The organism is Plantibacter sp. Mn2098 (genome assembly GCF_049319745.1).
Taxonomy (GTDB): domain Bacteria; phylum Actinomycetota; class Actinomycetes; order Actinomycetales; family Microbacteriaceae; genus Plantibacter.
The window spans coordinates 121416-143167 of record NZ_JBMOUH010000008.1 but is presented as its reverse complement, the minus strand read 5'-3'; the positions used below and the strand labels follow the sequence as shown (position 1 = coordinate 143167).

19 protein-coding genes are annotated in these 21752 nt (G+C 68.0%); 4 read left to right on the top strand and 15 right to left on the bottom strand.

Features of this window, described 5'->3' with window-relative positions; translation table 11 throughout:
- Positions 1-46: 46 nt before the first annotated feature.
- Complete coding sequence (locus ACL9RL_RS13675) at positions 47-376, bottom strand: YciI family protein (RefSeq protein WP_422780818.1); 330 nt, start codon at positions 374-376, stop codon at positions 47-49.
- Between the two features lie 80 nt (positions 377-456).
- Positions 457-2610, bottom strand: coding sequence for an ATP-dependent Clp protease ATP-binding subunit (locus ACL9RL_RS13670; RefSeq protein WP_422780817.1), 2154 nt, complete (start codon positions 2608-2610; stop codon positions 457-459).
- A gap of 202 nt (positions 2611-2812) precedes the next feature.
- On the opposite strand from ACL9RL_RS13670, the gene ACL9RL_RS13665 reads away from it, so the two are divergent.
- A complete protein-coding gene (locus ACL9RL_RS13665) occupies positions 2813-3838 on the top strand; it encodes a siderophore-interacting protein (RefSeq protein ID WP_422780816.1) in 1026 nt (341 codons plus the stop codon).
- A gap of 255 nt (positions 3839-4093) precedes the next feature.
- On the opposite strand, the gene ACL9RL_RS13660 is transcribed toward ACL9RL_RS13665, so the two are convergent.
- The 3 genes from ACL9RL_RS13660 to clpS form a co-directional block, all read right to left on the bottom strand.
- A complete protein-coding gene (locus tag ACL9RL_RS13660; RefSeq protein ID WP_422780815.1) occupies positions 4094-5293 on the bottom strand; it encodes a glycosyltransferase in 1200 nt (399 codons plus the stop codon).
- Between the two features lie 66 nt (positions 5294-5359).
- A complete protein-coding gene (locus tag ACL9RL_RS13655) occupies positions 5360-6052 on the bottom strand; it encodes a DUF2017 family protein (protein WP_422780814.1) in 693 nt (230 codons plus the stop codon).
- Entirely contained in the window at positions 6049-6333 is a 285-nt protein-coding gene (clpS, locus tag ACL9RL_RS13650; RefSeq protein ID WP_422780813.1) for an ATP-dependent Clp protease adapter ClpS, read from the bottom strand. The genes ACL9RL_RS13655 and clpS overlap by 4 nt, the downstream gene beginning before the upstream one ends.
- A 178-nt stretch (positions 6334-6511) precedes the next feature.
- On the opposite strand from clpS, the gene ACL9RL_RS13645 reads away from it, so the two are divergent.
- The gene (locus ACL9RL_RS13645; RefSeq protein WP_422780940.1) at positions 6512-7240 is read left to right on the top strand and encodes an NADPH-dependent F420 reductase; all 729 of its coding nucleotides are present in this window, start codon (positions 6512-6514) and stop codon (positions 7238-7240) included.
- Between the two features lie 14 nt (positions 7241-7254).
- On the opposite strand, the gene ACL9RL_RS13640 is transcribed toward ACL9RL_RS13645, so the two are convergent.
- From ACL9RL_RS13640 to ACL9RL_RS13600, 9 genes are all read right to left on the bottom strand, one after another.
- The gene (locus ACL9RL_RS13640) at positions 7255-8154 is read right to left on the bottom strand and encodes a DUF817 domain-containing protein (RefSeq protein ID WP_422780812.1); all 900 of its coding nucleotides are present in this window, start codon (positions 8152-8154) and stop codon (positions 7255-7257) included.
- 212 nt (positions 8155-8366) lie between these two features.
- Positions 8367-9569: a class I SAM-dependent methyltransferase gene (locus tag ACL9RL_RS13635; RefSeq protein WP_422780811.1), complete on the bottom strand. Its 1203-nt coding sequence runs from the start codon at positions 9567-9569 to the stop codon at positions 8367-8369.
- 133 nt (positions 9570-9702) lie between these two features.
- Positions 9703-10320, bottom strand: coding sequence for a hypothetical protein (locus ACL9RL_RS13630; RefSeq protein ID WP_422780810.1), 618 nt, complete (start codon positions 10318-10320; stop codon positions 9703-9705).
- Positions 10317-11234 carry a hypothetical protein gene (locus ACL9RL_RS13625; protein WP_422780809.1) on the bottom strand — a complete coding sequence of 306 codons (918 nt, stop codon included), beginning with the start codon at positions 11232-11234 and terminating at the stop codon, positions 10317-10319. The genes ACL9RL_RS13630 and ACL9RL_RS13625 overlap by 4 nt, the downstream gene beginning before the upstream one ends.
- A 42-nt stretch (positions 11235-11276) precedes the next feature.
- A complete protein-coding gene (locus ACL9RL_RS13620) occupies positions 11277-11696 on the bottom strand; it encodes a heat shock protein transcriptional repressor HspR (protein WP_422780939.1) in 420 nt (139 codons plus the stop codon).
- Between the two features lie 32 nt (positions 11697-11728).
- Entirely contained in the window at positions 11729-12730 is a 1002-nt protein-coding gene (locus ACL9RL_RS13615; RefSeq protein WP_422780808.1) for a DnaJ C-terminal domain-containing protein, read from the bottom strand.
- Positions 12731-12732: 2 nt separating this feature from the next.
- Positions 12733-13368 carry a nucleotide exchange factor GrpE gene (locus ACL9RL_RS13610; RefSeq protein ID WP_422780807.1) on the bottom strand — a complete coding sequence of 212 codons (636 nt, stop codon included), beginning with the start codon at positions 13366-13368 and terminating at the stop codon, positions 12733-12735.
- 2 nt (positions 13369-13370) lie between these two features.
- The gene (gene dnaK / locus ACL9RL_RS13605; RefSeq protein WP_422780806.1) at positions 13371-15236 is read right to left on the bottom strand and encodes a molecular chaperone DnaK; all 1866 of its coding nucleotides are present in this window, start codon (positions 15234-15236) and stop codon (positions 13371-13373) included.
- A 264-nt stretch (positions 15237-15500) separates the two neighbouring features.
- Positions 15501-17336: an amidase gene (locus tag ACL9RL_RS13600; RefSeq protein WP_422780805.1), complete on the bottom strand. Its 1836-nt coding sequence runs from the start codon at positions 17334-17336 to the stop codon at positions 15501-15503.
- 360 nt (positions 17337-17696) lie between these two features.
- Between ACL9RL_RS13600 and ACL9RL_RS13595 the strand changes: the two genes are divergently transcribed.
- Entirely contained in the window at positions 17697-19130 is a 1434-nt protein-coding gene (locus tag ACL9RL_RS13595; RefSeq protein WP_422780804.1) for an MFS transporter, read from the top strand.
- 133 nt (positions 19131-19263) lie between these two features.
- Positions 19264-19944: a FadR/GntR family transcriptional regulator gene (locus tag ACL9RL_RS13590; protein WP_422780803.1), complete on the top strand. Its 681-nt coding sequence runs from the start codon at positions 19264-19266 to the stop codon at positions 19942-19944.
- A gap of 205 nt (positions 19945-20149) precedes the next feature.
- Here ACL9RL_RS13590 and ACL9RL_RS13585 read toward each other — a convergent pair whose 3' ends face one another.
- On the bottom strand, positions 20150-21463 hold the full coding sequence (locus ACL9RL_RS13585) for an enolase C-terminal domain-like protein (protein ID WP_422780802.1): 1314 nt from the start codon (positions 21461-21463) through the stop codon (positions 20150-20152).
- Between the last annotated feature and the right edge of the window lie 289 nt (positions 21464-21752).

The following is a 21752-nucleotide window of genomic DNA, read 5'->3' as shown; positions in this document are numbered from 1 at the left end:
CTCCAGGAACGAGCTCCTCGCGCCAAGAACGGACTCCTCGCCCGCGTCACTCCTCGTCGACGGCCCGGATCTCGATCGTCCCCCACCTGGCCATCGGATGCAGCGCGGCGATCTCGATCGCCTCCGCCTCATCGACGACGTCGACGAGCTCGTACCCGGCGGCCTGCGTCGGTGAATCCGTGAACGGTCCACGCATCGTGACAAGCTCGTTGTCGACGGTCGTGATGGTCAGCGCCGATCCGGCCGGGTCCAGCCGGTTGCCGCTGATGCGCAGACCGCGGGCGTCCATTTCACGGATCCACCCGCGGATCTCGGCATCGATCTGGGCCGGCCGGATGAAGAGGTCGTCCTGGCAGATGAAGAGCAGGAATCGCACCGCAGCCACCTCCCAGGATCAGTCCCAACCTAGCCGCCACGGCCGCCGGATGAAACCTCCCGTCGACGACTCCGCAGCCGCTACACCACCGCCGGCTCGCCGGCGGTGACGGTGAGCCCGTCGCCGGACGGGTCGAGCGCCACATGGACGGTGTCGCCGTCGCGGATGGTGCCGTCGAGGATCGAACGCGCGAGGCGGTCGTCGATCTCCTGCTGCATCAGCCGCCGCAGGGGACGTGCGCCGTAGATCGGGTCGTAGCCGCGCTCGGCCAGCCACGACCTGGCGTCCGGGGTGACCGCCAGTGTGAGCCGACGCTCCCCCAGCCGCACCTGCAAGCGGTCGATGTACAGCTCGACGATCTGCCCCAGCTCCTCCTCCGTGAGCGCGGAGAAGACGACGATGTCGTCGAGCCGGTTCACGAACTCGGGCTTGAAGGCCTGCCGCACGAGCTGCTGCACGGCCTCCTCCTTCTGCTCTGGGCTGAGCGTCTGGTCGACGAGGTACTGCGAGCCGAGGTTCGAGGTGAGCACGAGGATCACGTTCCGGAAGTCGACCGTCCGGCCCTGACCGTCGGTGAGGCGGCCGTCGTCGAGGACCTGCAGGAGGACGTCGAACACCTCCGGGTGCGCCTTCTCCACCTCGTCGAGCAGGACGACGGAGTACGGCCGACGCCGGACGGCCTCGGTCAGCTGCCCGCCCTGCTCGTACCCGACGTAGCCGGGAGGGGCGCCGACGAGCCGCGAGACGGAGTGCTTCTCCCCGTACTCGGACATGTCGATGCGCACCATCGCCTTCTCATCGTCGAACAGGAACTCCGCAAGCGCCTTCGCGAGCTCCGTCTTGCCGACGCCCGTCGGTCCGAGGAAGAGGAACGACCCCGTCGGCCGGTCCGGGTCCGAGATGCCGGCACGTGTGCGCCGCACGGCGTCCGCGACAGCGCCGACGGCACGCTTCTGACCGATGAGCCGACGCCCGAGCTCGGTCTCGAGGTGCAGCAGCTTCTCGGTCTCGCCCTGCAGCAGGCGCCCGACGGGGATGCCGGTCCAGGCGGCGATGACCGCTGCGATGTCGTCGGCCGTCACCTGATCGTTGACCATACGCGGCTCGCCGTCGACCTCCTGCTCGGCCGTCTCGGCGAGCGCGAGCTCGCGTTCCAACTGCGGGATGTCCGCGTAGAGCAGCTTCGACGCCTGTTCGAGCCGACCCTCGCGCTGGGCGCGCTCCGCCTGGCTGCGGGCGGCATCAAGCTTGGTCTTGAGGTCGCCGACCCGGTTGAGGCTCGCACGCTCGCGCTCCCACCGCTCCTGCAGGAACTTCAGGTCGGTCTCGCGCTGCTTGAGGTCGGTGCGGAGCTTCTCCAGACGCTCCTTGGACGCGTCGTCCTTCTCCTTCTTGAGCGCGAGCTCTTCGAGCTTCAGCCGGTCGACGCTGCGGCGGAGTTCATCGATCTCCACCGGTGCGGAGTCGATCTCCATCCGGAGGCGGCTGGCGGCTTCGTCGATGAGGTCGATCGCCTTGTCCGGCAGCTGGCGGGCGGTGATGTACCGGTTGGACAGCGATGCGGCGGCGACGAGTGCGTTGTCGGCGATGGACACCTTGTGGTGCGCTTCGTAGCGTTCCTTGAGGCCGCGGAGGATCGCGATCGTGTCCTCGACGGTCGGCTCCCCGACGAACACCTGCTGGAAGCGGCGCTCCATGGCCGCATCCTTCTCGATGAATTCGCGGTACTCGTTGAGCGTGGTGGCGCCGATGAGGCGGAGTTCGCCGCGCGCGAGCATCGGCTTCAGCATGTTGGCCGCCGCGACGGAACCCTCGCCGCCGCCAGCGCCCATCAGCACGTGGAGCTCGTCGATGAAGGTGATGATCTGGCCGTCGGCCTCGTTGATCTCCTTGAGCACGGCCTTCAGGCGTTCCTCGAACTGGCCGCGGTACATCGCACCGGCGACGAGCGCCGACATGTCGAGCGACACGAGCTGCTTGCCCTTGAGGCTCTCGGCGACGTCACCTGCGACAATGCGCTGCGCGAGCCCCTCGACGACGGCCGTCTTGCCGACGCCCGGCTCACCGATCAGGACCGGGTTGTTCTTGGTGCGCCGGGTGAGCACCTGGCTCACGCGGCGGATCTCGGCGTCCCGGCCGATCACCGGGTCGAGCTTCCCGGACGCGGCGATGTCGGTCAGGTTGACGCCGTACTGCTCGAGAGCGCTCTGCTGTTCGTCCTGTTGCGGTGGCATCTGTCCTGATTGCATCTGGGATCCCCTCGGAACGGGAGTGCTGCGATCGTGGGCGATCGGAACGCCGTTCAACCGGTCGCACACACTCCAAAGTTGAGTCTTACTGACTCAAGTTTATCACCGGAAGGCGATGGCCGCCAGGCTCCCGCGGAAACCACCTATCCCCAGCGGTGCGCGAGTAGGTGAGGGTAGGCTTACCTCGATGTCCCGTCTCACTGCGCAGTCCCCAGACTCCCCGTTCCTGCTGCTCTCGACGATCGTGCGCCGCATCGATCAGATCAGCCCCACCTACCGCCGGTTCACCTTCACCGGCCCGGAGGTGGAACGCATCGCGGACAACGGCTTCGATCAGCGGGTCAAGGTCATCTTCCCCACCATCGACGGAGGACTCGACGACCTCGCCCTCGCAGACGACTGGGACCCGGCCTGGCGTGAACTCGACAACGACCGCCGCAACCCGATGCGCACCTACACGATCCGCGAGATCCGCCGCGAGGAGCGCGAGTTCGACATCGACATCGCCATCCACGGCCGCCTCGGGCCGGCGTCGACGTGGGCCCTCGACGCCGCGGTCGGCGACGAGCTGATCATGAACGTGCCGAACATCGCCCGCGGCACAGCGGCCGGCGGCATCGACTGGCACGCCCCGGCCGAGGTCGGGCAGGTCCTCCTGGCCGGCGACGAGACCGCGCTGCCTGCCATCGCCGGGATCCTGGAACGGCTCGCGGACGATGCCCGTGGCATCGCGATCGTCGAGGTGCCGCACGCGGACGACGCCGCGGCCCTCGGCTCGAGGCCGGACGGCGTCGAGCTCATCGTCCTCGCGCGTGGGAGCGACGCGGTCGGTACGCTGCTCATCCCCGAGGTCGAGCGGGTCGCGGCCGGGATCCTCGCCGCGCAGCTCGCCGGTGTGGGAGTCGGCGGTGGGGCGGTGCGGGCCGATGGTGTGCTCGCGTCCGCGCCGCTGTCTGCGACCCTGTCGGCGCCCCTGTCGGCGGAGGACGCGCTGGAGGACATCGATGTCGACACGCAGCTCCTCTGGGAGGTGCCGATGGACGAGAACGGCGGGCCGATGCTCGCTTCCGCTCCCCTGTACGCGTGGCTCGCGGGTGAGGCGTCGGCCATCAAGACGCTGCGGAGGCACCTCGTGTCGACCTGCGGCGTGGACCGCAAGTCCGTGGCGTTTATGGGCTACTGGCGAGCCGGCAAGTCCGAGGACAACCTCTAGTTCCCGTCTGGTCCCTGAGCCTGTCGAAGGGCCCCCGGACACTTCGACAAGCTCAGTGACCGTCTCCACCGTTCAGCGCGCAAAAGCCCGTCCCTGAGCCTGTCGAAGGGCCCGCGCCCGCCACACAGCTCGCCGAAGCCCGGTCCTTGAGCCCGCCGGACACTTCGACAAGCTCAGTGACCGACTCCTTGAGCTCAGTGACCGGCAGCGGACGCTCAGCGCGCGAAAGCCCGGTCCCTGAGCTTGTCGAAGGGCCTACGCCGCCCCGCCACCCAGCACACGCTGATAGATCTCCAGCATGCGCGACGTCTGATGGCTCTGCCGGAACTCGCGACTCGTCGCGGGTGCGAACGTCTTCGAACGTCCGGCGGCGACATCCGCCGCAACCGTCGTGATCGTCGCGGCGAGCGCTTCCACCGATCCGTCGGCCGGTTCCCAGTACACCCCGTCCGGCAGTTCCGCCGCGATGCTCGGGTCGCTCACGATCGACGGCGTGCCGAGCGCAGCGGCCTCGAACACGGTCATCCCCTGCGTCTCGAACCCGATCGACGTCTGCACCAGCGCATCGGCGCCGGCGATGGCAGCGAGCGACTCGCGGTACGACACCCGCCCGGCGAACACCACCCGCTCCGCGAGGTCGTGCTGCGCGACGAACGCCTGCGCCTTCCCGAGCAGCAGTCCGGCGCCGTACAACCGGAAGATCGCGTCGGCGCCCGACAGCCGCACGGCTTCGAGGAACTCCATCAGCCGTTTCTCGTGGCTGAACCGGCCGGTCCACACGAACACGGGCCGATGCTGCACCCGCTTGGCCGCGCGCTGGGCGGCGAGGACTTCGTCGACGATCGCATCGTCGACACCCGTCCACACCACGTCGGGCCGGTTCACCACACCCTCGTCACGCAACAGCTGCGCGAAATGAGCGGACGGTGCGATGACTGCCCGCGCCCTCTTCGCGTACTCCTGCAGGTACGCCCACACACCCGTCGGCAGGGTCGACAGCCGCGGTTTGAGCACACGATGCTGCCACCAGGTGAGCGCGCCGGTCACGAGCTTCGGCGCCGGCATCGACTGCTCGATGCCCACGTCCATCCGGTTGTGCATGGTGTGCACGGCGGGGATCGCGTGGCGTTCCGCATAGCGGTAAGCGATGATCGCCTGCCAGAAATCGGCCTGGACGTGCACGAGGTCGACGGGCGGCAGCTGCGCCAGCCGCTTGTCGAGCCAGCGGTCCGTCGCACGGCCGGGAACGGTCATCGAGTATTCACGGTCGATCGTGATCGGGACCGATGGTGTGTCGATGTACCGCGGGTCCTCATCGTGCGCCTGGTGCATCTTCGGCGAGCACACCGTGACGGTGTGGCCGGCAGCCTCGAGCGACCGCATCTGCAACCGGATGGAGACCTGCGCGCCACCGGCGGACTCCGGATGCTGATCGCTGAAGATGAGGATGTGCATGGTCCCCAAGGCTACCGGCCGAGTGTTGCGAAAATGCCCCACGGGTGCGGCGGATCGGGTGCGGGGCTACGCGTCGCGCGGCTCGTCGATGGCGATGACGATCGACTCCTGCAGGTAGCCGAGCCAGCCGTAGACGGCCATCATAAGCGGCTCGTTCTGCGGTTCGGTGAGGCGGGAGCGGAAGTCGTCGGAGTCGTCGTCCGTGTCGTCGTTGTACTCCTCGTCGTCCTCATCGCTCGCATCGTCCTCCTGCGCGCCGGCCGGGTACGAGCCGAGCGGGCCGTCCGGGTCGTCGTCGTCGCCGTCGTCCTCGTCTTCGTCCTCGATCCCGAGCCTCGCCGCGAGCGTGAGTCGCACATCGGTCAGGAAGCGGAGCCACGTCCACGCCGTCTCGTCGTCGAGGCGGATGCTGAGCTCCTCATCCGGGATGTCGCCAGCGACGAGCTCGCCGTCATCGCCGACGCCCGCACCACTCACGAGCGCGGAACGCACGCTCAGCGCCGACGCGACCTTGCCGCTCAGCAAGCCCTCACTCGTGAACCGACGGAAGTCCGCGGCGGCCTCCTCGTCGTCCTGGTACCCGTCCGGCAGCAGGCGCGCGATGGCAGGATCCTGCATCCGGGCGCCCGCGATGCCGACGGCCGACGCATCGGTCAGCACCGAGGTGAGCTGCTCGGCGAGCTGGGCCAGCAGGATGCTCTCCTCGACGTCGAGCACCATCGCGACGCCGCCGTCGGGTTCACGGACGAACATGCTCATGCGTCCGCCTTCGCGATCGTCGCCCACAGGCCGTAGCCGTGCATGGCCTCGACGTGACGTTCCATCTCCTCGCGGTTGCCCGTCGCGACGACGGCACGGCCCTCGTTGTGGACGGCGAGCATCAGGCGGTCGGCCTCCGCGTGATCGTAACCGAAGTAGGTGCGGAAGACGAGCGACACGTAGGACATGAGATTCACCGGGTCGTTCCAGACGATCGTGATCCAGGGCTGCTGGAGCAGCGCCTGCTGGTCGGCGACCGGTCGATCGAGTGTTTCTGCCACCTCTCAAGCTTCGCACGATCGCGCCCGCGAGTCAGCCCCGTCGCCTCCCGCTGCACCGTCCCCCTGTCGCCTCTGCTCGTCTCCCCCGCCCCGCACCCCTGTTCGCAATTCAGGAGCGCCCCGGCGCGTCGGCGCCGGAATGCGGATGCTCGGGCGACACACCGAGGTCGCTCCTGAATTGCGAACCGTCACGGGACGTCACGGCAGGTCACGGGACGGGATGCGGGAACAAACGCGATGCCGCCGCGTTGACGACTCCATGACTACTTTCGGAATCATCGGCGCAGGGAACATCGGCAGTCAGCTCGCTCGGGCGGCCGTCGGCATCGGCTATGACGTCGTCATCAGCAACTCGCGGGGGCCGGAGACCCTCGCGTCGCTGGTGGCAGAACTCGGCGACCGCGCCAGGGCTGCGACCCCGGCTGAAGCGGCGGCGGCAGGTGACATCGTCGTTGTGACGATCCCGCTCGGCAAGATCGACGAGCTCCCGGTGGACGCCCTCGCCGGCAAACTCATCATCGACACGAACAACTACTACCCGCAGCGTGATGGTCAGATCGCGTCCCTCGACGACGAGTCGACGACGACGTCGGAACTCCTGCAGACCCTCATCCCCACCGCTCGCATCGTGAAGGCGTTCAACCACATCGCCGCCGTCCACATCACCGAGCAGGCCCAGCCGACCGGCACGCCGGACCGTCGCGCGCTCGTCATCGCCGGTGACGACGCCGAGGCCAAAGCGACCGTCGCCGCCTTCATCGATGCGATCGGCTTCGACGCGCTCGACATCGGCGCACTGTCAGAGGGCTGGCGCATCCAGCGCGACACCCCCGGCTACGTCGTGCGGCTGACCGCACCGGAGCTCGCCTCCGCCGTCGCATCCGCGAAGCGCTACCGCGACCAGTAGCCTGCCGCGAGCCGTCAGGGGATGGGGGCGGGAACCGGGGCGGGCCGACGCACGGGGCGCGGCGGATAGACCCAGGTCACGAGCACGACCGAGATGATCATCAGCAGGAACCAGGACACGAGTTTGGTGATCGGGACGAGCTGCCATCCGTCGGTCTGGTTCGGATAGAGCCACGCACCCGTGACCGTCCCGATGTTCTCCGCGATCCAGATGAAGAAGGCTACGAGCAGGAACGCCACGATGAGCGGCATCCGATGCACGCCTCGGAACACGCGGAAGTGCATGATCGTGCGCGCGTAGACGATGAGCACGGCCGCGAGCAGCACCCAACGGACGTCGAAGATGAAGTGCTGCGAGAAGAAGTTCACGTAGATGCCGATCGCGATGACGGCCGTGATCCATCGCTTCGGATACCGGTTGAACCGCAGGTCGAACAACCGATACACGCGCACCATGTACGACCCGACCGCCGCATACATGAATCCCGTGTAGAGCGGGACGGCGCCGATGTGGAGGATGCCTCCGCCGTCGTACTCCCACGACCCGACGCCGGTCTTGAACACCTCCATGCCCGTGCCCACGACGTGGAACAGGACGATCACCCACAGCTCGCGGCCCGTCTCCAGCTTGGTCGCGATCATCACCACCTGGATGACGATGGCGGCGATGACGAGGGCGTCGTTCCGTGCCAGCCACAGGTCATCGGGGTACCACAGTCGGGCGGCGACGATGACGATGAGCATCGCGGCGCCGAACACGCACGCCCACGACTGCTTCGCCCCGAAGACGAGGAACTCGACGAGTCTCGCCCGTGCGCCGCCGTGGGGTGCGTCGCGCAGCATCCGGTTGGCGCGGTCGTCGATCCATCGTTCGACGCTCGTCAGCTCGTGGATGTGGTCGTGTCGGTCGGACATCGCCCCAGCATACGGACCCGACCCTGACCGTCCGCGACCCACCCGATCCGTTTCGGAATTCAGGAACTTTTGCACGATTCAGGACGATCGTGTCCGATTCACCGCTGATCCGTCCTGAATTCAGTGGATCTTCCTGAATTGTGGAGAGGAGGACGGGGAGGGGAAGGGGGAGGCGGGAAGGGAGCGGGGCGGGGCGCTCGGGGCGGGCGGGGTCAGCGACGCGTGGAGGTGGTGACCGTGAACTTGGCGTTGCGGCCGAGCTGCGTCGTCGGGCCGACGACTCGATCGAGCGCCTGCCGATAGCCGAGGTGCGAGTTCCAGACCACAACGAGCTCGCCGCCCGGACGCAGCACTCGCGCCGCATCCGCGAACAACCGATGCGCGACGCCCGTGTGCACCGCCGCCCCGATGTGGAACGGCGGGTTCAGCAGGATCAGGTCCGCCGATGCGTCGGGCTGGCCGGCCAGACCGTCGTCACGGACCACGGACACGCGCTCGACGAGCGACGATGCCGCGGCACCGGCACCGGCACCAGCACCAGCACCAGCACCAGCAGGCTCGCCGACAGCGTTCGCCCGGACGGTCGCCTCGGCCGAGGCCACAGCGGCGGCGGACTGATCCGTCGCGATGACGCGGATGCCCGGCCGGGCGAGCGCGAGCGACACGGCGAGCACCCCGGTCCCGCAGCCCAGGTCGATCGCGCGCTCGGCGCCCGGTGCCGCCTGCGGCAGGAAATCGAGCAGGTAGCGCGTGCCGATGTCGATCTTCGTCCCGGCGAACGCGGCGCCGTGAGCAGCGACCGTCAGGCCGAGGTCGGCATGCCGTTCGAGCAACGGGAATCGCGGCTCGGAACGCTCGGTCCCGGCGACACCCCGTGGCCCGGCCACCCGCAACACCCGAGACTTCTGCCGAGCGAGGCTCGCCTCGACGCGCTCGAATCGTGCACTGAGCACCTCGTTCATCGAGGTGCTCAGGTGCTTGATCCGGCCGCCCGCGAAGACCTGGACGGACGCATCGGCCCAACGCGCGATCCCCTCGGCGATCTCGGCGAGCGCATCCAGGCTCCGCGGCAATTGCAGCAGCACGACTCGCGCGCCGGCGAACAGTTCCTCGCCGAGCGGCAGCACGCGGAACGCGTCGGAGAGTCCGACCGCCGCAGCGTTGGCGAGGAGCGCACGCTCGCCGCTCAGCGGATCCTGGTGCACCCGGATCCTGCGGGCGCCATGCAGCGCTGCGGCGCCGAGCGTCAACGCGCCGTAGTGATCACCGACCACCACGACTGTCCCGGGAGCGGCATCGGCCAACGCACCGGCCGCCTCATCGAGGATCAGCCGATCGCTCGCATCGACGGCGAACAGGTTGGGCGCCTCCACATCGGGGAAGCGGCGCAACACGTCGAAGCTGAACTCGGGCATCCTCTCAGGCTAGCGGGACGGCGGTGTACGAGCGCATCATCGAGAGGACCACAGCGAGCACAGCCCAGGCAAGTCGCGGCCAGCACCAGCACAGCGCTGGCACAGCGCAGCCCGACACAGCAGCCCCCGCACACTACCGCCTCGGCTTCACCGCCCGCAGCACCACCGGGAATAGAAGCGCCCCGAGTCCGGCCGAGATGAGCAGGTTCACCGCCGTGGCGATCATGATCCCCTGCCCGACGGCACGCATCGTCGTCATCGTGTCCTGGCCGAAGCTCGCACCGACCACACCGAGCACGATGATGACGCTCACGATCCCGAACAGGAGTTGGATCGGCAGCGTGGCGAAGAACCCGCCGACCGTCACGGTTCGTGGCCGATCGACACCGTGCGTCCGCAACAGGTGGAGGCTGAGCGCCGTACCGGCGACGAACGCCACGATGCCAACGCCCACGTATCCCCAGACCCACACGGCGAACGGGGTGCTGAGGACGAGCAGCACGGTCGCGAAAGTGCGGGAGAACCCGGCGACGAACTCCGTCTCACCGGCCCCGAACAGCACACCGAACAGGATCGGCGCCGTGATGACGAGCAGGGCGAGCATCGGCACGACCCCCGCGACGACGCCGAAGTACATCAACGGATACGCGAGGGCGCCCGCCCGTCTCGCCCCGCTCCGACGACGCGACGTGACCGGGCCGGCGTCGACCGCCGCCCTGGCGGGGACCGTCGGCGCCGGAAACGCACTCATCGCGATGCTGCGGGCGGCGGCGGGAAGCCGGGTCCGGCACCGGGCGCGCCCCCTGGGCCGGCAACATGGCCGGCACCGGCACCGGCACCGAACCGCGGACCGGAACCCGGGACATCGGCCGCTCCACGGAACACGTGCGCCATCCACCACCAGGCGAGCATCCCGAAGACGACGTTCACGATGAGCGTCAGGACGAGGCTGACGATCGTGACCGTGAGCACCGGTCCGACCCAGTTCCGGTCGCCGCTCGACAGGTCGTGGCTGCCGAGCAGGCTGAAGAACGGCGAGATGATGCTGCTGGCGAGCGCACCCGCCGCCAATGCGATGCCCCACCCGGCGAAGGTCGTCGCGACGGGCTTGCGCACACCGCCGCGTCGCAGGATGGAGATGCTCACGAGGAATCCGACGACCACGATGACGATGCCGCCGACGATGAGGAGCACGTACCACCAGATGAACGGCTCGACCGCGGTCTGGTAGAGGAGCTCCAATGCGCGCGATGACTGCAGTCCGGCGCCGAGTGCCGCTGCGAGGCCGCCGATCAGGAAGCCGAAGACGAGTACGAAGACGACGATGAAGAACGGCGCGCTGATGGCGATGAACCCGAGTGTGATGAGTCCGTAGCCGAGCCCGCCTGCCAGCAGGGCGAGTTTGCGATGGGCGGGGCTCAGCGGCGGACGCGGCGGAGCCGTGCGGATCGGTGCCGGCTGCTGATACCGCGGCTGGTAGGCCTGCGACGGATACTGCGGCGGCTGGTACGGCTGCTGATACTGCGGCGGCTGCCCGTAGCCGGGCTGCTGGTATCCGGGCTGCGGGGGCTGCGGGGGTTGCTGCCCATACCCGGGCGGTTGCTGCGGCTGCTGCTGCCCGTACGGTTGCTGCGGCTGCTGTGCGCCCGGCTGCGTCTCACTCATGCCAGCATCCTACGCGCGCCGCCATCGGGGCCGCCGCAAGATTCAGGCCTCAGGCGACCTCGGCCGCCACACAACGACCTCGGTGCGCCGACGAGCCCGCGTCCCGCTCTTCAACGGCACAACGCTCCCCTCGATCCCTGCGGCGAAGACTCGGCCGCCAGGGGACTTGAGCAGCGCGTCGGCGAGCGCGTGCTCGAGTTCACGCACCCGTCCCTGGAGCGAGGTGACCTCGTTCTCCAGGGACAGGATGCGGGAGATGCCTTCCAGACTCACGCCTTCAGCGCTGAGTCTCGCCACCTCACGCAGTTGCGCGATGTCGTGCATCGAGTACCGCCTCGACTTCCCGGCTGTGCGGGTGGGCGAGACGAGCCCGATGCGGTCGTACTGTCGGAGGGTCTGCGGGTGCATGCCGGTGAGCTCCGCCGCCATCGCGATCGCGAAGATCGGCGAGTGCTCGTCCATGCCGTGCATCTGCTCATCCCTCCTTGATGGGGTTACCCTCTGGCCCTCGCGAGCAGTTCGTCGCGCGGGTTCTCCTTGGGTTCCAGCTCGTGGAACTTCTCGAGCGCTTCCTTGGCTTCTGCACCGAGGTGGGCCGGGACGACGACCTGGACGACCGCGAGGAGATCGCCGGTGCCCTTCGTCGTCACAACTCCGCGACCCTTGACCCGCAGCACACGCCCGCTGGGGGTGCCGGGGGCGACGCGCAGCTTCACGGGGTCTCCACCCAGGGTGGGGACCTCGATGGTTGCGCCAAGGGTCGCCTCGACGAACGTGACCGGCACGTTCACCCGCAGGTTCAGACCGTCGCGTTCGAACACGGGATGTTTGCGGACACTCACGGTGACCACGATATCTCCGGCAGGACCGCCGTCTTGACTCGGCTGCCCCTTGCCACGCAGGCGGATCTTCTGCCCGTCGGCGACACCGGCCGGGATCTTCACCTTGATGGTGCGCCCCTCCGAGGTCTGCAGGGAGATCGTGTCGCCCTTCGTCGCCGTGAGGAAGTCGACCGTGGTGTGCGCTGCGACATCGCGACCGGGGGTCGGTCCGCCGTACCCGCGGTACCCGCCGGTCGTCTGGCCGAAGCCGCCCTGTCCGAACATGCCGCCGAGGATGTCCTCATACCCGCCGGCCCCTCCAGGGGACTGCTGGTAGGTGTAGCTCTGACCGCGAGCCCCACCGCCGAACATGTTGCCGAAGACGTCCTCGAAGCCGCCGTTGCCGCCGCCGGAGCCCGGGGCGGTGAAGCGGGCTCCACCACCCATGGCCCTGACCGCGTCGTACTCCTTGCGCTGCTCTGGGTCGGAGAGCACCGAGTTGGCCTCGCTGATCTCCTTGAACCGCGCCTCAGCCGCATCGTTCCCTGGATTCGAGTCCGGGTGGTACTGCCTCGCGAGCTTCCGATAAGCCTTCTTCAGCTCAGCCTGCGTCACATCCTTCTTGACGCCGAGGACCTTGTAGAAGTCCTTGTCGAACCAGTCCTGACTCGCCATCGCTAGCTCACCGGGACGGAAACGACCACCTTGGCGGCGCGCAGGAGCGTCGAACCGAGGGTGTAGCCGGTCTCGACGACGTCGAGCACGGTTTCGCCTTCGGCGTCAGGAGTGGGCTGCTGGAAGATGGCCTCGTGCACGTTGGGGTCGAAGGTCTCCCCGATGGTGCCGAACGGCTTCAGGCCGAGCTTCTCCACGGAGTTCCGCAGCTTCTGCGCGATCTGGCTGAACGGTGCGTCGCCGTCCAGGTCGCCGTGCTTCTCAGCACGGTCCAGGTCGTCGAGCACCGGCAGGAGGACCTTCGCGACCTCACCGGTGGTGCGCTCGCGCTCGACCTCACGGCCGGCCTCGGTGCGCTTGCGGTAGTTGGCGTACTCCGCCGTGACCCGCTGGAGGTCGGCGAGGCGTTCGGCTGCCAGGAGTTCGGCCTCCGTCAGTTCGCCCTCCACCGGGTGCTCCGGTGCGGCGTTCAGGATGTCCTCGACGGTCAATTCGTCATCCTGCGCTGCGTCCGAGGAGGTGTCCTCGGATGCGCCCGACGGGGCGGACGCCGCAGCGTCCGTCCCGTCGGTGCCTGGCTGACGAACCTCACCGGTCTCCGGGTCGATGCCCTCGGGGTTCTGGTTCTCGTCGGTCATGGCTACTTCTTGTCCTTGTCGTCTTCGTCCTCGACGACCTCTGCGTCGACGACGTCCTCGTCAGAGGACTGGTCGGCTTCAGGGGTCTCGGCGCCGGCTGCTGCCGACTCCGCTGCCTGGGACTGCGCGTAGATCGCCTCACCGAGCTTCGTCTGCGACTCGTTGAGCTTGTCGAACGCGGTCTTCACCGCGTCCTCGTCGTCTCCGGCGAGCGCGCTCTTGAGTGCGTCGACATCGCCCTGGACGTCGGTCTTGACGTCCTCGGGCAGCTTGTCCTCGTTCTCCTTGATGAGCTTGTCGATGGAGTAGGCGAGCTGTTCGGCGTTGTTGCGGACCTCCGCCTGCTCACGACGCAGCTTGTCGTCTGCAGCGTGCTCCTCGGCCTCGCGGACCATGCGCTCGATGTCTTCCTTGCCGAGCGAGGAACCGCCCGTGATCGTCATCGACTGCTCCTTGCCGGTGCCCTTGTCCTTTGCGGACACGTGCACGATGCCGTTGGCGTCGATGTCGAAGGTGACCTCGACCTGCGGCACACCGCGCGGAGCCGGAGCGATGCCGGTCAGCTCGAAGGTGCCGAGGTTCTTGTTGTCGCGCGTGAAGTCGCGCTCGCCCTGGAAGACCTGGATGGCGACGGACGGCTGGTTGTCGTCCGCCGTGGTGAAGGTCTCGCTGCGCTTCGTGGGGATGGCGGTGTTGCGCTCGATGAGCTTCGTCATGATGCCGCCCTTGGTCTCGATGCCGAGCGACAGCGGGGTGACGTCGATGAGGAGGACGTCCTTGCGCTCGCCCTTCAGCACGCCGGCCTGGAGGGCTGCGCCGACGGCGACGACCTCGTCAGGGTTGACGCCCTTGTTGGGCTCCTGTCCACCGGTCAGCTTCTTGACGAGCTCCGCGACGGCCGGCATACGGGTCGATCCGCCGACGAGCACGACGTGCGCGATGTCGCCGACCTTGACGCCCGCCTCGGCGATGACGTCGTTGAACGGCTTGCGGGTGCGCTCGAGCAGGTCGCTCGTGAGCTCTTCGAACTTCGCACGCGTGAGCGTCTCGTCGAGGTTGGCCGGGCCGTTCTCCGTGAGGGAGAGGTAGGGCAGCTGGATCGAGGTGGACATCGAGGAGCTGAGCTCCTTCTTGGCCTGCTCCGCAGCTTCCTTGAGGCGCTGCTTCGCGATCTTGTCGCCCGAGACGTCCACACCGGTGGCGTCCTTGAAGCGCTTGATCAGGTAGTCGACGACGCGCTGGTCCCAGTCGTCGCCGCCGAGGCGGTTGTCACCGGAGGTGGAGCGCACCTGGATGGTGGAGAAGTCGTCGTCCTTGCCCACTTCGAGGAGCGAGACGTCGAAGGTGCCGCCACCGAGGTCGAAGACGAGGATGAGCTCGTCCTCCTTGCCGCGGTCCAGGCCGTAGGCGAGGGCAGCAGCGGTCGGCTCGTTGATGATGCGCAGGACGTTGAGGCCGGCGATCTCGCCGGCTTCCTTCGTGGCCTGACGCTCGGCGTCGTTGAAGTAGGCGGGGACCGTGATGACGGCGTCGGTCACGGTGTCGCCCAGGTACTGCTCGGCGTCACGCTTGAGCTTGCCGAGGATGCGAGCGGACAGCTCCTGCGGGGTGTACTTCTTGCCCTCGACGTCGAACGTCCAGGTGGTGCCCATGTGGCGCTTGACGCTCGCGATGGTGCGGTCGACGTTGGTGACGGCCTGGCGCTTCGCGGTCTCGCCGACGAGCACCTCGCCATCCTTCGTGAATGCGACGACGGAGGGGGTGGTGCGGAAGCCTTCGGCGTTCGCGATGACGGTGGGCTCTCCACCTTCGAGGACGGCGACCACCGAGTTGGTGGTTCCGAGGTCGATGCCTACTGCACGTGCCATGTGTTGATCTCCTTGGTTCGTTGGATCTGACGCTTGATAAGTCTGTGCGCTGGTCGCCGACCGGTATTTTCGGACTTGAGCCGCGCAGACTCAATTTTACAGACCGTCGTTCCGATGTCAACAAAGTTGAGCCGCCTCGACTCAACTCCCCGCCTTCTCCCAGCCATCCCCATCCGCCCTCTGCCCGCGAACTGTCAGTTGTGGCGACATTGACCCCATCGAAAACAGCCACAAGTGACGGTTCGCGAGCAGGGGCGGGGGGGGTTAGGGGCGGAGGGAGCGGCGGACGATGAGGACGGTGCCGCCGGCGGCGAGGATGACGGCCGATGCGATGAGGGCGGCCGGGACGAAGCCGGCGCCGGTATCGGGGAGGGTCGGCTTCGTCGGATCGGTGGGGACGACTCCGCCGCCCGCCAGTTCGGGGAACGCCGACGGCGCCACCCGGTGATGCGTCGCCTGCTCGTAGTCGTACGCGAACGAGAGCATCCGGCCGTCGTCGTACCGCTGCCCGATGAACTTGATCCCGAGGGGCCGGCCGGCGGCATCGATCCCCGACGGGACCGTCACACCGGGTGCCCCGGCGCGTGAGGTGAGCTCGGTCGACCCGTCGAGGCTCAACGGAGCCTCACTCGCCGTCGACGGCAACACAAACGCGTCGATCCCGTTCGACGTGAAGAAGTCCGCGAACTCCTGCCGCGCCTGCGGCACCGTCGCGAGCGCCGCGACGACCTCCGGATCCGGTGTCTCTGACGGCTGGAGTTCAGCGAACAGCTCACCCAGCGTCGTGTCGGGGCTCGCGAAGACGTCGTGCAGATCGAACACGTCATCGGGCGCCGCGAGCGCAGCGGCAGCCGGCGGAACCGTCGCCTTCGTCGTCTGCAGGAAGTGGTGCACCTGGTACCCGAAGTCGCCTGGGACGCTCGGAGCGGTGAGCGTCCCTGCCTCGTACGCGACGGGGACGATGACCGCCCCGCGCGCCCGCAGCGCATCGATCGCCCGGTCGTACGTCGCCTTCCCCTCCGCATCGAGGTAGGCGAAGACCGCGCCCGGCCCCGCGAGATACGCGTCCCAATCGGCCGGAACGCCGATGCGGGCGCCCTGGAGCGACGTCGAGCTCAGGCCACTCACGTAGGAGTGCGTGTCGATGCCGGCGGTCGGCTCGGTGTTGGGGTCGGCCGGGTCCTGCCCGGCCAGCACCTCCAGCAGGATGGCCGCATCGCGCACGGTGAGCGCCATCGGCCCGAGGGTGTCGAGCGCGGTGTTGCCCGGCACGACGCCGTCGACACTCGTCAGGCCGAACGTCGGACGCACACCGACGAGCGAACCGTTCGCCGACGGGCCGATGATCGACCCGGCGGTGTCCGTGCCGATCGCCCCAGCCGCGAAGCCCGCCGCGAGGGCCGCTGCGCTGCCGCCGCTCGAACCACTCGTGCCGAGTTCGGCGCCGTAGGGGTTCTTGACCTCGCCGAACACGCTCACACTGCTGTCGCCCATCGCCGCGAATTCGGCCAGGTTCGACTTCGCGAGGATGATCGCTCCGGCGTCGCGGAGGCGTGCGACCGAGGTCGCGTCGGCCGCGGTGCGATAGTCCCGCATCGCGCCGTTGCCGGCGGTGGTCGGCATGTCGGCGGTCGCGATGTTGTCCTTCACCACGATCGGGATGCCGTGCAGCGGGCCGCGCAGGTTCCCCGCGGCGCGTTCAGCGTCGAGTTGCTTCGCTTCGGCGAGCGCCTCGTCATCGATCGTGATGATCGAGTTGAGGCCGGTCGTCGCGGTGGAGCCGTCCTTGCCGGCGTCGGGCCGGTCGTAGGCGGCGATGCGCTGCAGGTAGGCGGTGACGAGGGCTTCCGATGTCGTCTTCCCGGCTTTCAGGAGGTCGGCGGCGCCGGCGATCCCGAGGTCGACGACGTTCGTGCGGTTCGCGTCTGTCGCTGCGGCAGCGGCGCCCCCGGCCGTCGGAGCAGACGGCGTCGAATGCGCGGTCTGCGTCGTCGTCGCACCGAACGCCGATGCCGCGGGGGCGGCACACAGGACGGCGGTGACGCCGACGACTGCGGCGAAGCGGCCGGCTCGGGATGCCCGGTTCGGTCGGCCGCTCACGCGACGATCCCCGTCCCACATCGAGCATCGACAGTTACTGGACAAGTGTTGATCTTCTTCACGCCCCCGAGCCTAGAAACGTCCACCCCGCCCGTCGTCTCCCTCCAGGACCATCTCCGTCGCCCCCACATGGCACCCCGGTACCAACCGCCCGGTCGCCTCCCCCATCGCTCCCCTCATGCCTCCCCCCTCCCTCCCCTCATCCCTCCCCCGCCCGGCCTACGCCATTCCGCCCACCCACGTCCGCCTAGGGGTCGCAAACTGCGGGTGCGCGACGCCTGCACCCGCAATTCGCGACCCCTCGGCAGCGGAAACGAGGCGTCTACCGGCGCGTTACCTCGGAGCGCTAGCCTTCGGGGTATGAACGACACGCCCGGTCACGACGACGACCAGCCTCGACCAGGGTCCCGCCCCCGGAACTTCCCGCCGACCCCGCTCACGAACGCCGACGCAGCCGCAGCGACCGTCGACCTCGACACGGCGCGCATCGCAGCCGTCAAGGCGCAGAGCGGCCGGAAGGGCCGCATCTTCGCGTGGGGCCTGTGGGACTGGGGATCCGCGGCGTTCAACGCCGTCGTCACGACGTTCGTGTTCAGCGTCTACCTGACGGGCGAGGCGTTCGGCGGAGAGGCGGCGGTCTCCGCCTCGCTCGGCTGGGCGCTCGCTGCCGCCGGTCTCCTCATCGCGTTGCTCGCCCCCATCACGGGCCAACGATCCGATGCCTCCGGCCGCCGCAAGTTCTGGCTCGGCTTCAACACCTTCGTCGTCGTCGCGATCACGGCGCTCCTCTTCTTCGTGCAGCCGGACCCGAACTACCTCTGGCTCGGTCTCGTCCTGCTCGCGGCCGGCAACGTCGTGTTCGAGTTCGCGAGCGTGAACTACAACGCGATGCTGGCGCAGGTGTCGACACCGACCTCCATCGGGAAGGTGTCCGGCCTCGGTTGGGGGATGGGGTACATCGGCGGGATCGTGCTGCTGCTCATCGTCTACTTCGGTTTCATCCACCCCGACGTCGGTCTCTTCGGCGTGACGTCCGAGGACGGGATGAGCGTCCGCGTGTCGATGCTGATCGCCGCCGCCTGGTTCGCGCTCTTCGCGCTGCCGGTGCTGTTCGCGGTGCCCGAGTACCATGCTCCGAAGGCCGTCGCCCTGCCCCGCGTCGGCTTCTTCAAGTCGTACGTGGTGCTCGGGAAGAGCATCGCGGAACTGTGGCGCGACAGCCGCCAGACGCTGTACTTCCTCGTCGCGAGCGCCGTGTTCCGCGACGGCCTGGCCGGCGTGTTCACGTTCGGCGGAGTGCTCGCCGCCGGCTCGTTCGGGTTCTCACCCGGCGAGGTCATCATCTTCGCGATCGCCGCGAACGTCGTCGCCGGCATCGCGACCATCAGCGTCGGCCTCCTCGACGACAAGCTCGGCGCGAAGCCCGTCATCCTCGGCTCCCTCATCGGCCTCGTGATCTGCGGCATCGCGGTGTTCGCGTTCCACGACGGCGGCCAGATCGTGTTCTGGACGTTCGGGTTGGCGCTGTGCATCTTCGTCGGGCCGGCCCAATCGGCCAGCCGGTCGTTCCTCGCGCGCATCATCCCGCCCGGTCGTGAGGGTGAGGTGTTCGGCCTGTACGCGACGACCGGCCGCGCCGTCTCGTTCCTCGCACCGACCGCGTTCGCGCTGTTCGTGACCTTCGGCGGCGGGCAGTACTGGGGCATCCTCGGGATTGTGCTCGTCATCGCGATCGGGCTGGCGCTGCTCCTCCCCGTCAAGGCGAAGCAGGGGAACATCGGCGTGCGTTCCTGAGCCGGAGCGCTCCTCCTCCCATCGCTTTCGGGAGCAAGCGTCCGCCTGCAGGAAGCGGTCGATGTCGGACGCATATTGCAACCGAGTGGCGTCTGTTCCGGAAAACGGCGGGCACGACAGATACGATCGAGCAATGGCAGTCACGGACGAAGCGATCCTCAAGATCAAGGACATGATCGTCCGCGGCGAACTCCGGCCGGGCGAGCGCCTCCCACCGGAGAAGGAGTTGAGCGATCGGCTCGGCCTCTCCCGCAGCTCCATGCGCGAGGCCGTCAAAGCCCTCGAAGTCATCCGCGTGCTCGATGTCCGGCGCGGCGACGGCACGTACGTCACGAGCCTCGAACCCCGGCTCCTTCTCGAGGCGATGTCGTTCGTCATCGACCTGCACAGCGACGACTCGATCCTCGAACTGTTCGCCGTGCGCCGCATCCTCGAACCGGCAGCTGCGGGCCTCGCCGCCAGTGCGGCATCGCCCAGTCAGGTCGCCGCGTTGCGTCGCATCGCCGGGTCCGTCGATGTCGACACCGACGTCGAGGGACTCGTCGAGCACGACCTCGAATTCCACCGGGCCATCGCAGCGGCCGCCGGCAACGGCTACCTGTCGAGCCTCTTGGAGAGCCTGTCGAGCCACACCGTCCGCGCACGGATCTGGCGCGGGCTGACGCAGGAGCACTCGGTCGCGAGGACGCTTGCGGAGCATCACGCGATCCTCGATGCGATCGAGCGGGGCGACGCGTCGCTCGCCGAGGCGCACGCGACGGTGCACATCGCGGGCATCGAGCACTGGCTGCGCGAGGCCGTCACGCGCGCCTGACCGCTGCTGTTCGCAGAATTCAGGAACATTTCCGCAATTCAGGACGATTGCGCCGGAAAACCGGCCGAATCGTCCTGAATGCTGTGAACGTTCCTGAATTCTGGAAAGAGAAGTAGCTGCGGATCAGGTGGCGGATGGACCGCAGCGATGCGATGCGTGGGGCGCGTCAGGCGAGCGGCAGGCGCGTCAGGCGAGCAGCAGGCGGTCAGGCCAGGGCTGCGTCCGACGCGAATTCCGGGGCGGGGACGTAGGCGTACTGCGCTCGGCTGGCCGGGAGCATCTCCATGCCGTTGCCGGGCGCCGTGGGCGTCTGATAGCGACCGGATTCCATCACGACGGGTGTCACGAAATGCTCGTGCAGGTGATCGACGAACTCGATGACCCGCCCATCGGTCGTCCCGGAGACCGCGACGAAGTCGAACATCGACAGGTGCTGCACCGCCTCGCACAGCCCGACCCCGCCGGCGTGCGGGCAGACCGGCACACCGAAGCGGGCCGCGAGCAGCAGGATTGCGATGTTCTCGTTGATCCCGGCGACCCGTGAAGCGTCGATCTGCAACACCTGCAGCGCGTCTGCCTGCAGGAACTGCTTGAACATCACCCGGTTGGCCATGTGTTCACCGGTCGCGACCCGGATCGGGGCGACACCGCGTGCGATGGCGGCGTGCGCGAGGACGTCGTCGGGGCTCGTCGGCTCCTCGATCCACGTCACGTCGAATTCGGCCAGGTGCGACATCCACTCGATGGCCTCCGTCACGCCCCAGCGCTGGTTGGCATCCGTGCCGATCAGGATGTCCGGACCGACCGCTTCGCGTGCGAGCCGCAACCGACGGATGTCGTCCTGCAGGTTTCCGCCGACCTTGAGCTTGATCATCCCGAACCCGTCGGCGACCGCTTCCTTCGCCAGGCGGACGAGCTTCTCGTCGCTGTAGCCGAGCCAACCGGGCGTCGTCGTGTAGCCCGGGTAGCCGGTCTGCAGCAGCTGCGCCTCACGCTCGGCGCGGCCGGGCACGGCGGCTTCGAGGATGTCGAGCGCCTGCTCGGGGGTGAGTACGTCCTCGAGATACCGGAAGTCGACCAGTTCGACGATCTCGGCCGGCGACATCCGCCCGAGCAGCTGCCACACGGGCAGTCCCGCGCGCTTCGCCTTGAGGTCCCAGAGCGCATTCACCACGGCGCCGATCGCCATGTGCATCACACCCTTCTCCGGGCCGAGCCACCGCAGCTGCGAATCCCACAGGAACTCGCGCGATGTCGCGCCCATGTGCGCAAGCAGCTCCTCGGCGTTCCGCCCCACCACGTGGTGCGCGAGCGCCTGGATCGCCGCCACCTGCACGTCGTTGCCTCTGCCGATCGTGAACACGAACCCGTGCCCTTCGAGGCCGTCCTCTGCGTCGGTGACGATGCGGACGTAGGCGGCCGAATAGTCGGGATCGAGGTTCATGGCATCCGAGCCGTCGAGCGATGTCGACGTCGGGAACCGGACGTCACTGGTCTCCAGCGCGAGGATCGTGCTCACTGATGACTCTCTTTCTTCGGCCGCCGATTCAAACATCGGATGTATAGAACGGCAATAGGATACAGGATACTGCTCCATTGAAGAACGTCTTGCTACAAGTATCAGTCTGAATAACGGATACGCGGAATCGTGCACAAACACTCGCGCGCGGATTATGCTGAACAAACCCGACACATCTGCTTCAGAAGTCGGATCAACGAAGTTCCACACCGTCTGGCGCCGGCCCGCAACATCCGCAGGCCGCACAGAAGTCGCGCAGACGTTGCACAGTGCACAGAAGGAGACGCAG

Excerpts from the sequence above, each read along its gene's own strand:
- ACL9RL_RS13670 (WP_422780817.1), bottom strand. The coding sequence starts at position 2,610 with ATGCCACCGCAACAGGACGAACAGCAGAGCGCTCTCGAGCAGTACGGC.
- ACL9RL_RS13665 (WP_422780816.1), top strand. The coding sequence starts at position 2,813 with ATGTCCCGTCTCACTGCGCAGTCCCCAGACTCCCCGTTCCTGCTGCTC.
- ACL9RL_RS13660 (WP_422780815.1), bottom strand. The coding sequence starts at position 5,293 with ATGCACATCCTCATCTTCAGCGATCAGCATCCGGAGTCCGCCGGTGGC.
- ACL9RL_RS13655 (WP_422780814.1), bottom strand. The coding sequence starts at position 6,052 with ATGAGCATGTTCGTCCGTGAACCCGACGGCGGCGTCGCGATGGTGCTC.
- ACL9RL_RS13640 (WP_422780812.1), bottom strand. The coding sequence starts at position 8,154 with ATGTCCGACCGACACGACCACATCCACGAGCTGACGAGCGTCGAACGA.
- ACL9RL_RS13635 (WP_422780811.1), bottom strand. The coding sequence starts at position 9,569 with ATGCCCGAGTTCAGCTTCGACGTGTTGCGCCGCTTCCCCGATGTGGAG.
- ACL9RL_RS13630 (WP_422780810.1), bottom strand. The coding sequence starts at position 10,320 with ATGAGTGCGTTTCCGGCGCCGACGGTCCCCGCCAGGGCGGCGGTCGAC.
- ACL9RL_RS13625 (WP_422780809.1), bottom strand. The coding sequence starts at position 11,234 with ATGAGTGAGACGCAGCCGGGCGCACAGCAGCCGCAGCAACCGTACGGG.
- ACL9RL_RS13620 (WP_422780939.1), bottom strand. The coding sequence starts at position 11,696 with ATGGACGAGCACTCGCCGATCTTCGCGATCGCGATGGCGGCGGAGCTC.
- ACL9RL_RS13615 (WP_422780808.1), bottom strand. The coding sequence starts at position 12,730 with ATGGCGAGTCAGGACTGGTTCGACAAGGACTTCTACAAGGTCCTCGGC.
- ACL9RL_RS13610 (WP_422780807.1), bottom strand. The coding sequence starts at position 13,368 with ATGACCGACGAGAACCAGAACCCCGAGGGCATCGACCCGGAGACCGGT.
- dnaK (WP_422780806.1), bottom strand. The coding sequence starts at position 15,236 with ATGGCACGTGCAGTAGGCATCGACCTCGGAACCACCAACTCGGTGGTC.
- ACL9RL_RS13595 (WP_422780804.1), top strand. The coding sequence starts at position 17,697 with ATGAACGACACGCCCGGTCACGACGACGACCAGCCTCGACCAGGGTCC.
- ACL9RL_RS13590 (WP_422780803.1), top strand. The coding sequence starts at position 19,264 with ATGGCAGTCACGGACGAAGCGATCCTCAAGATCAAGGACATGATCGTC.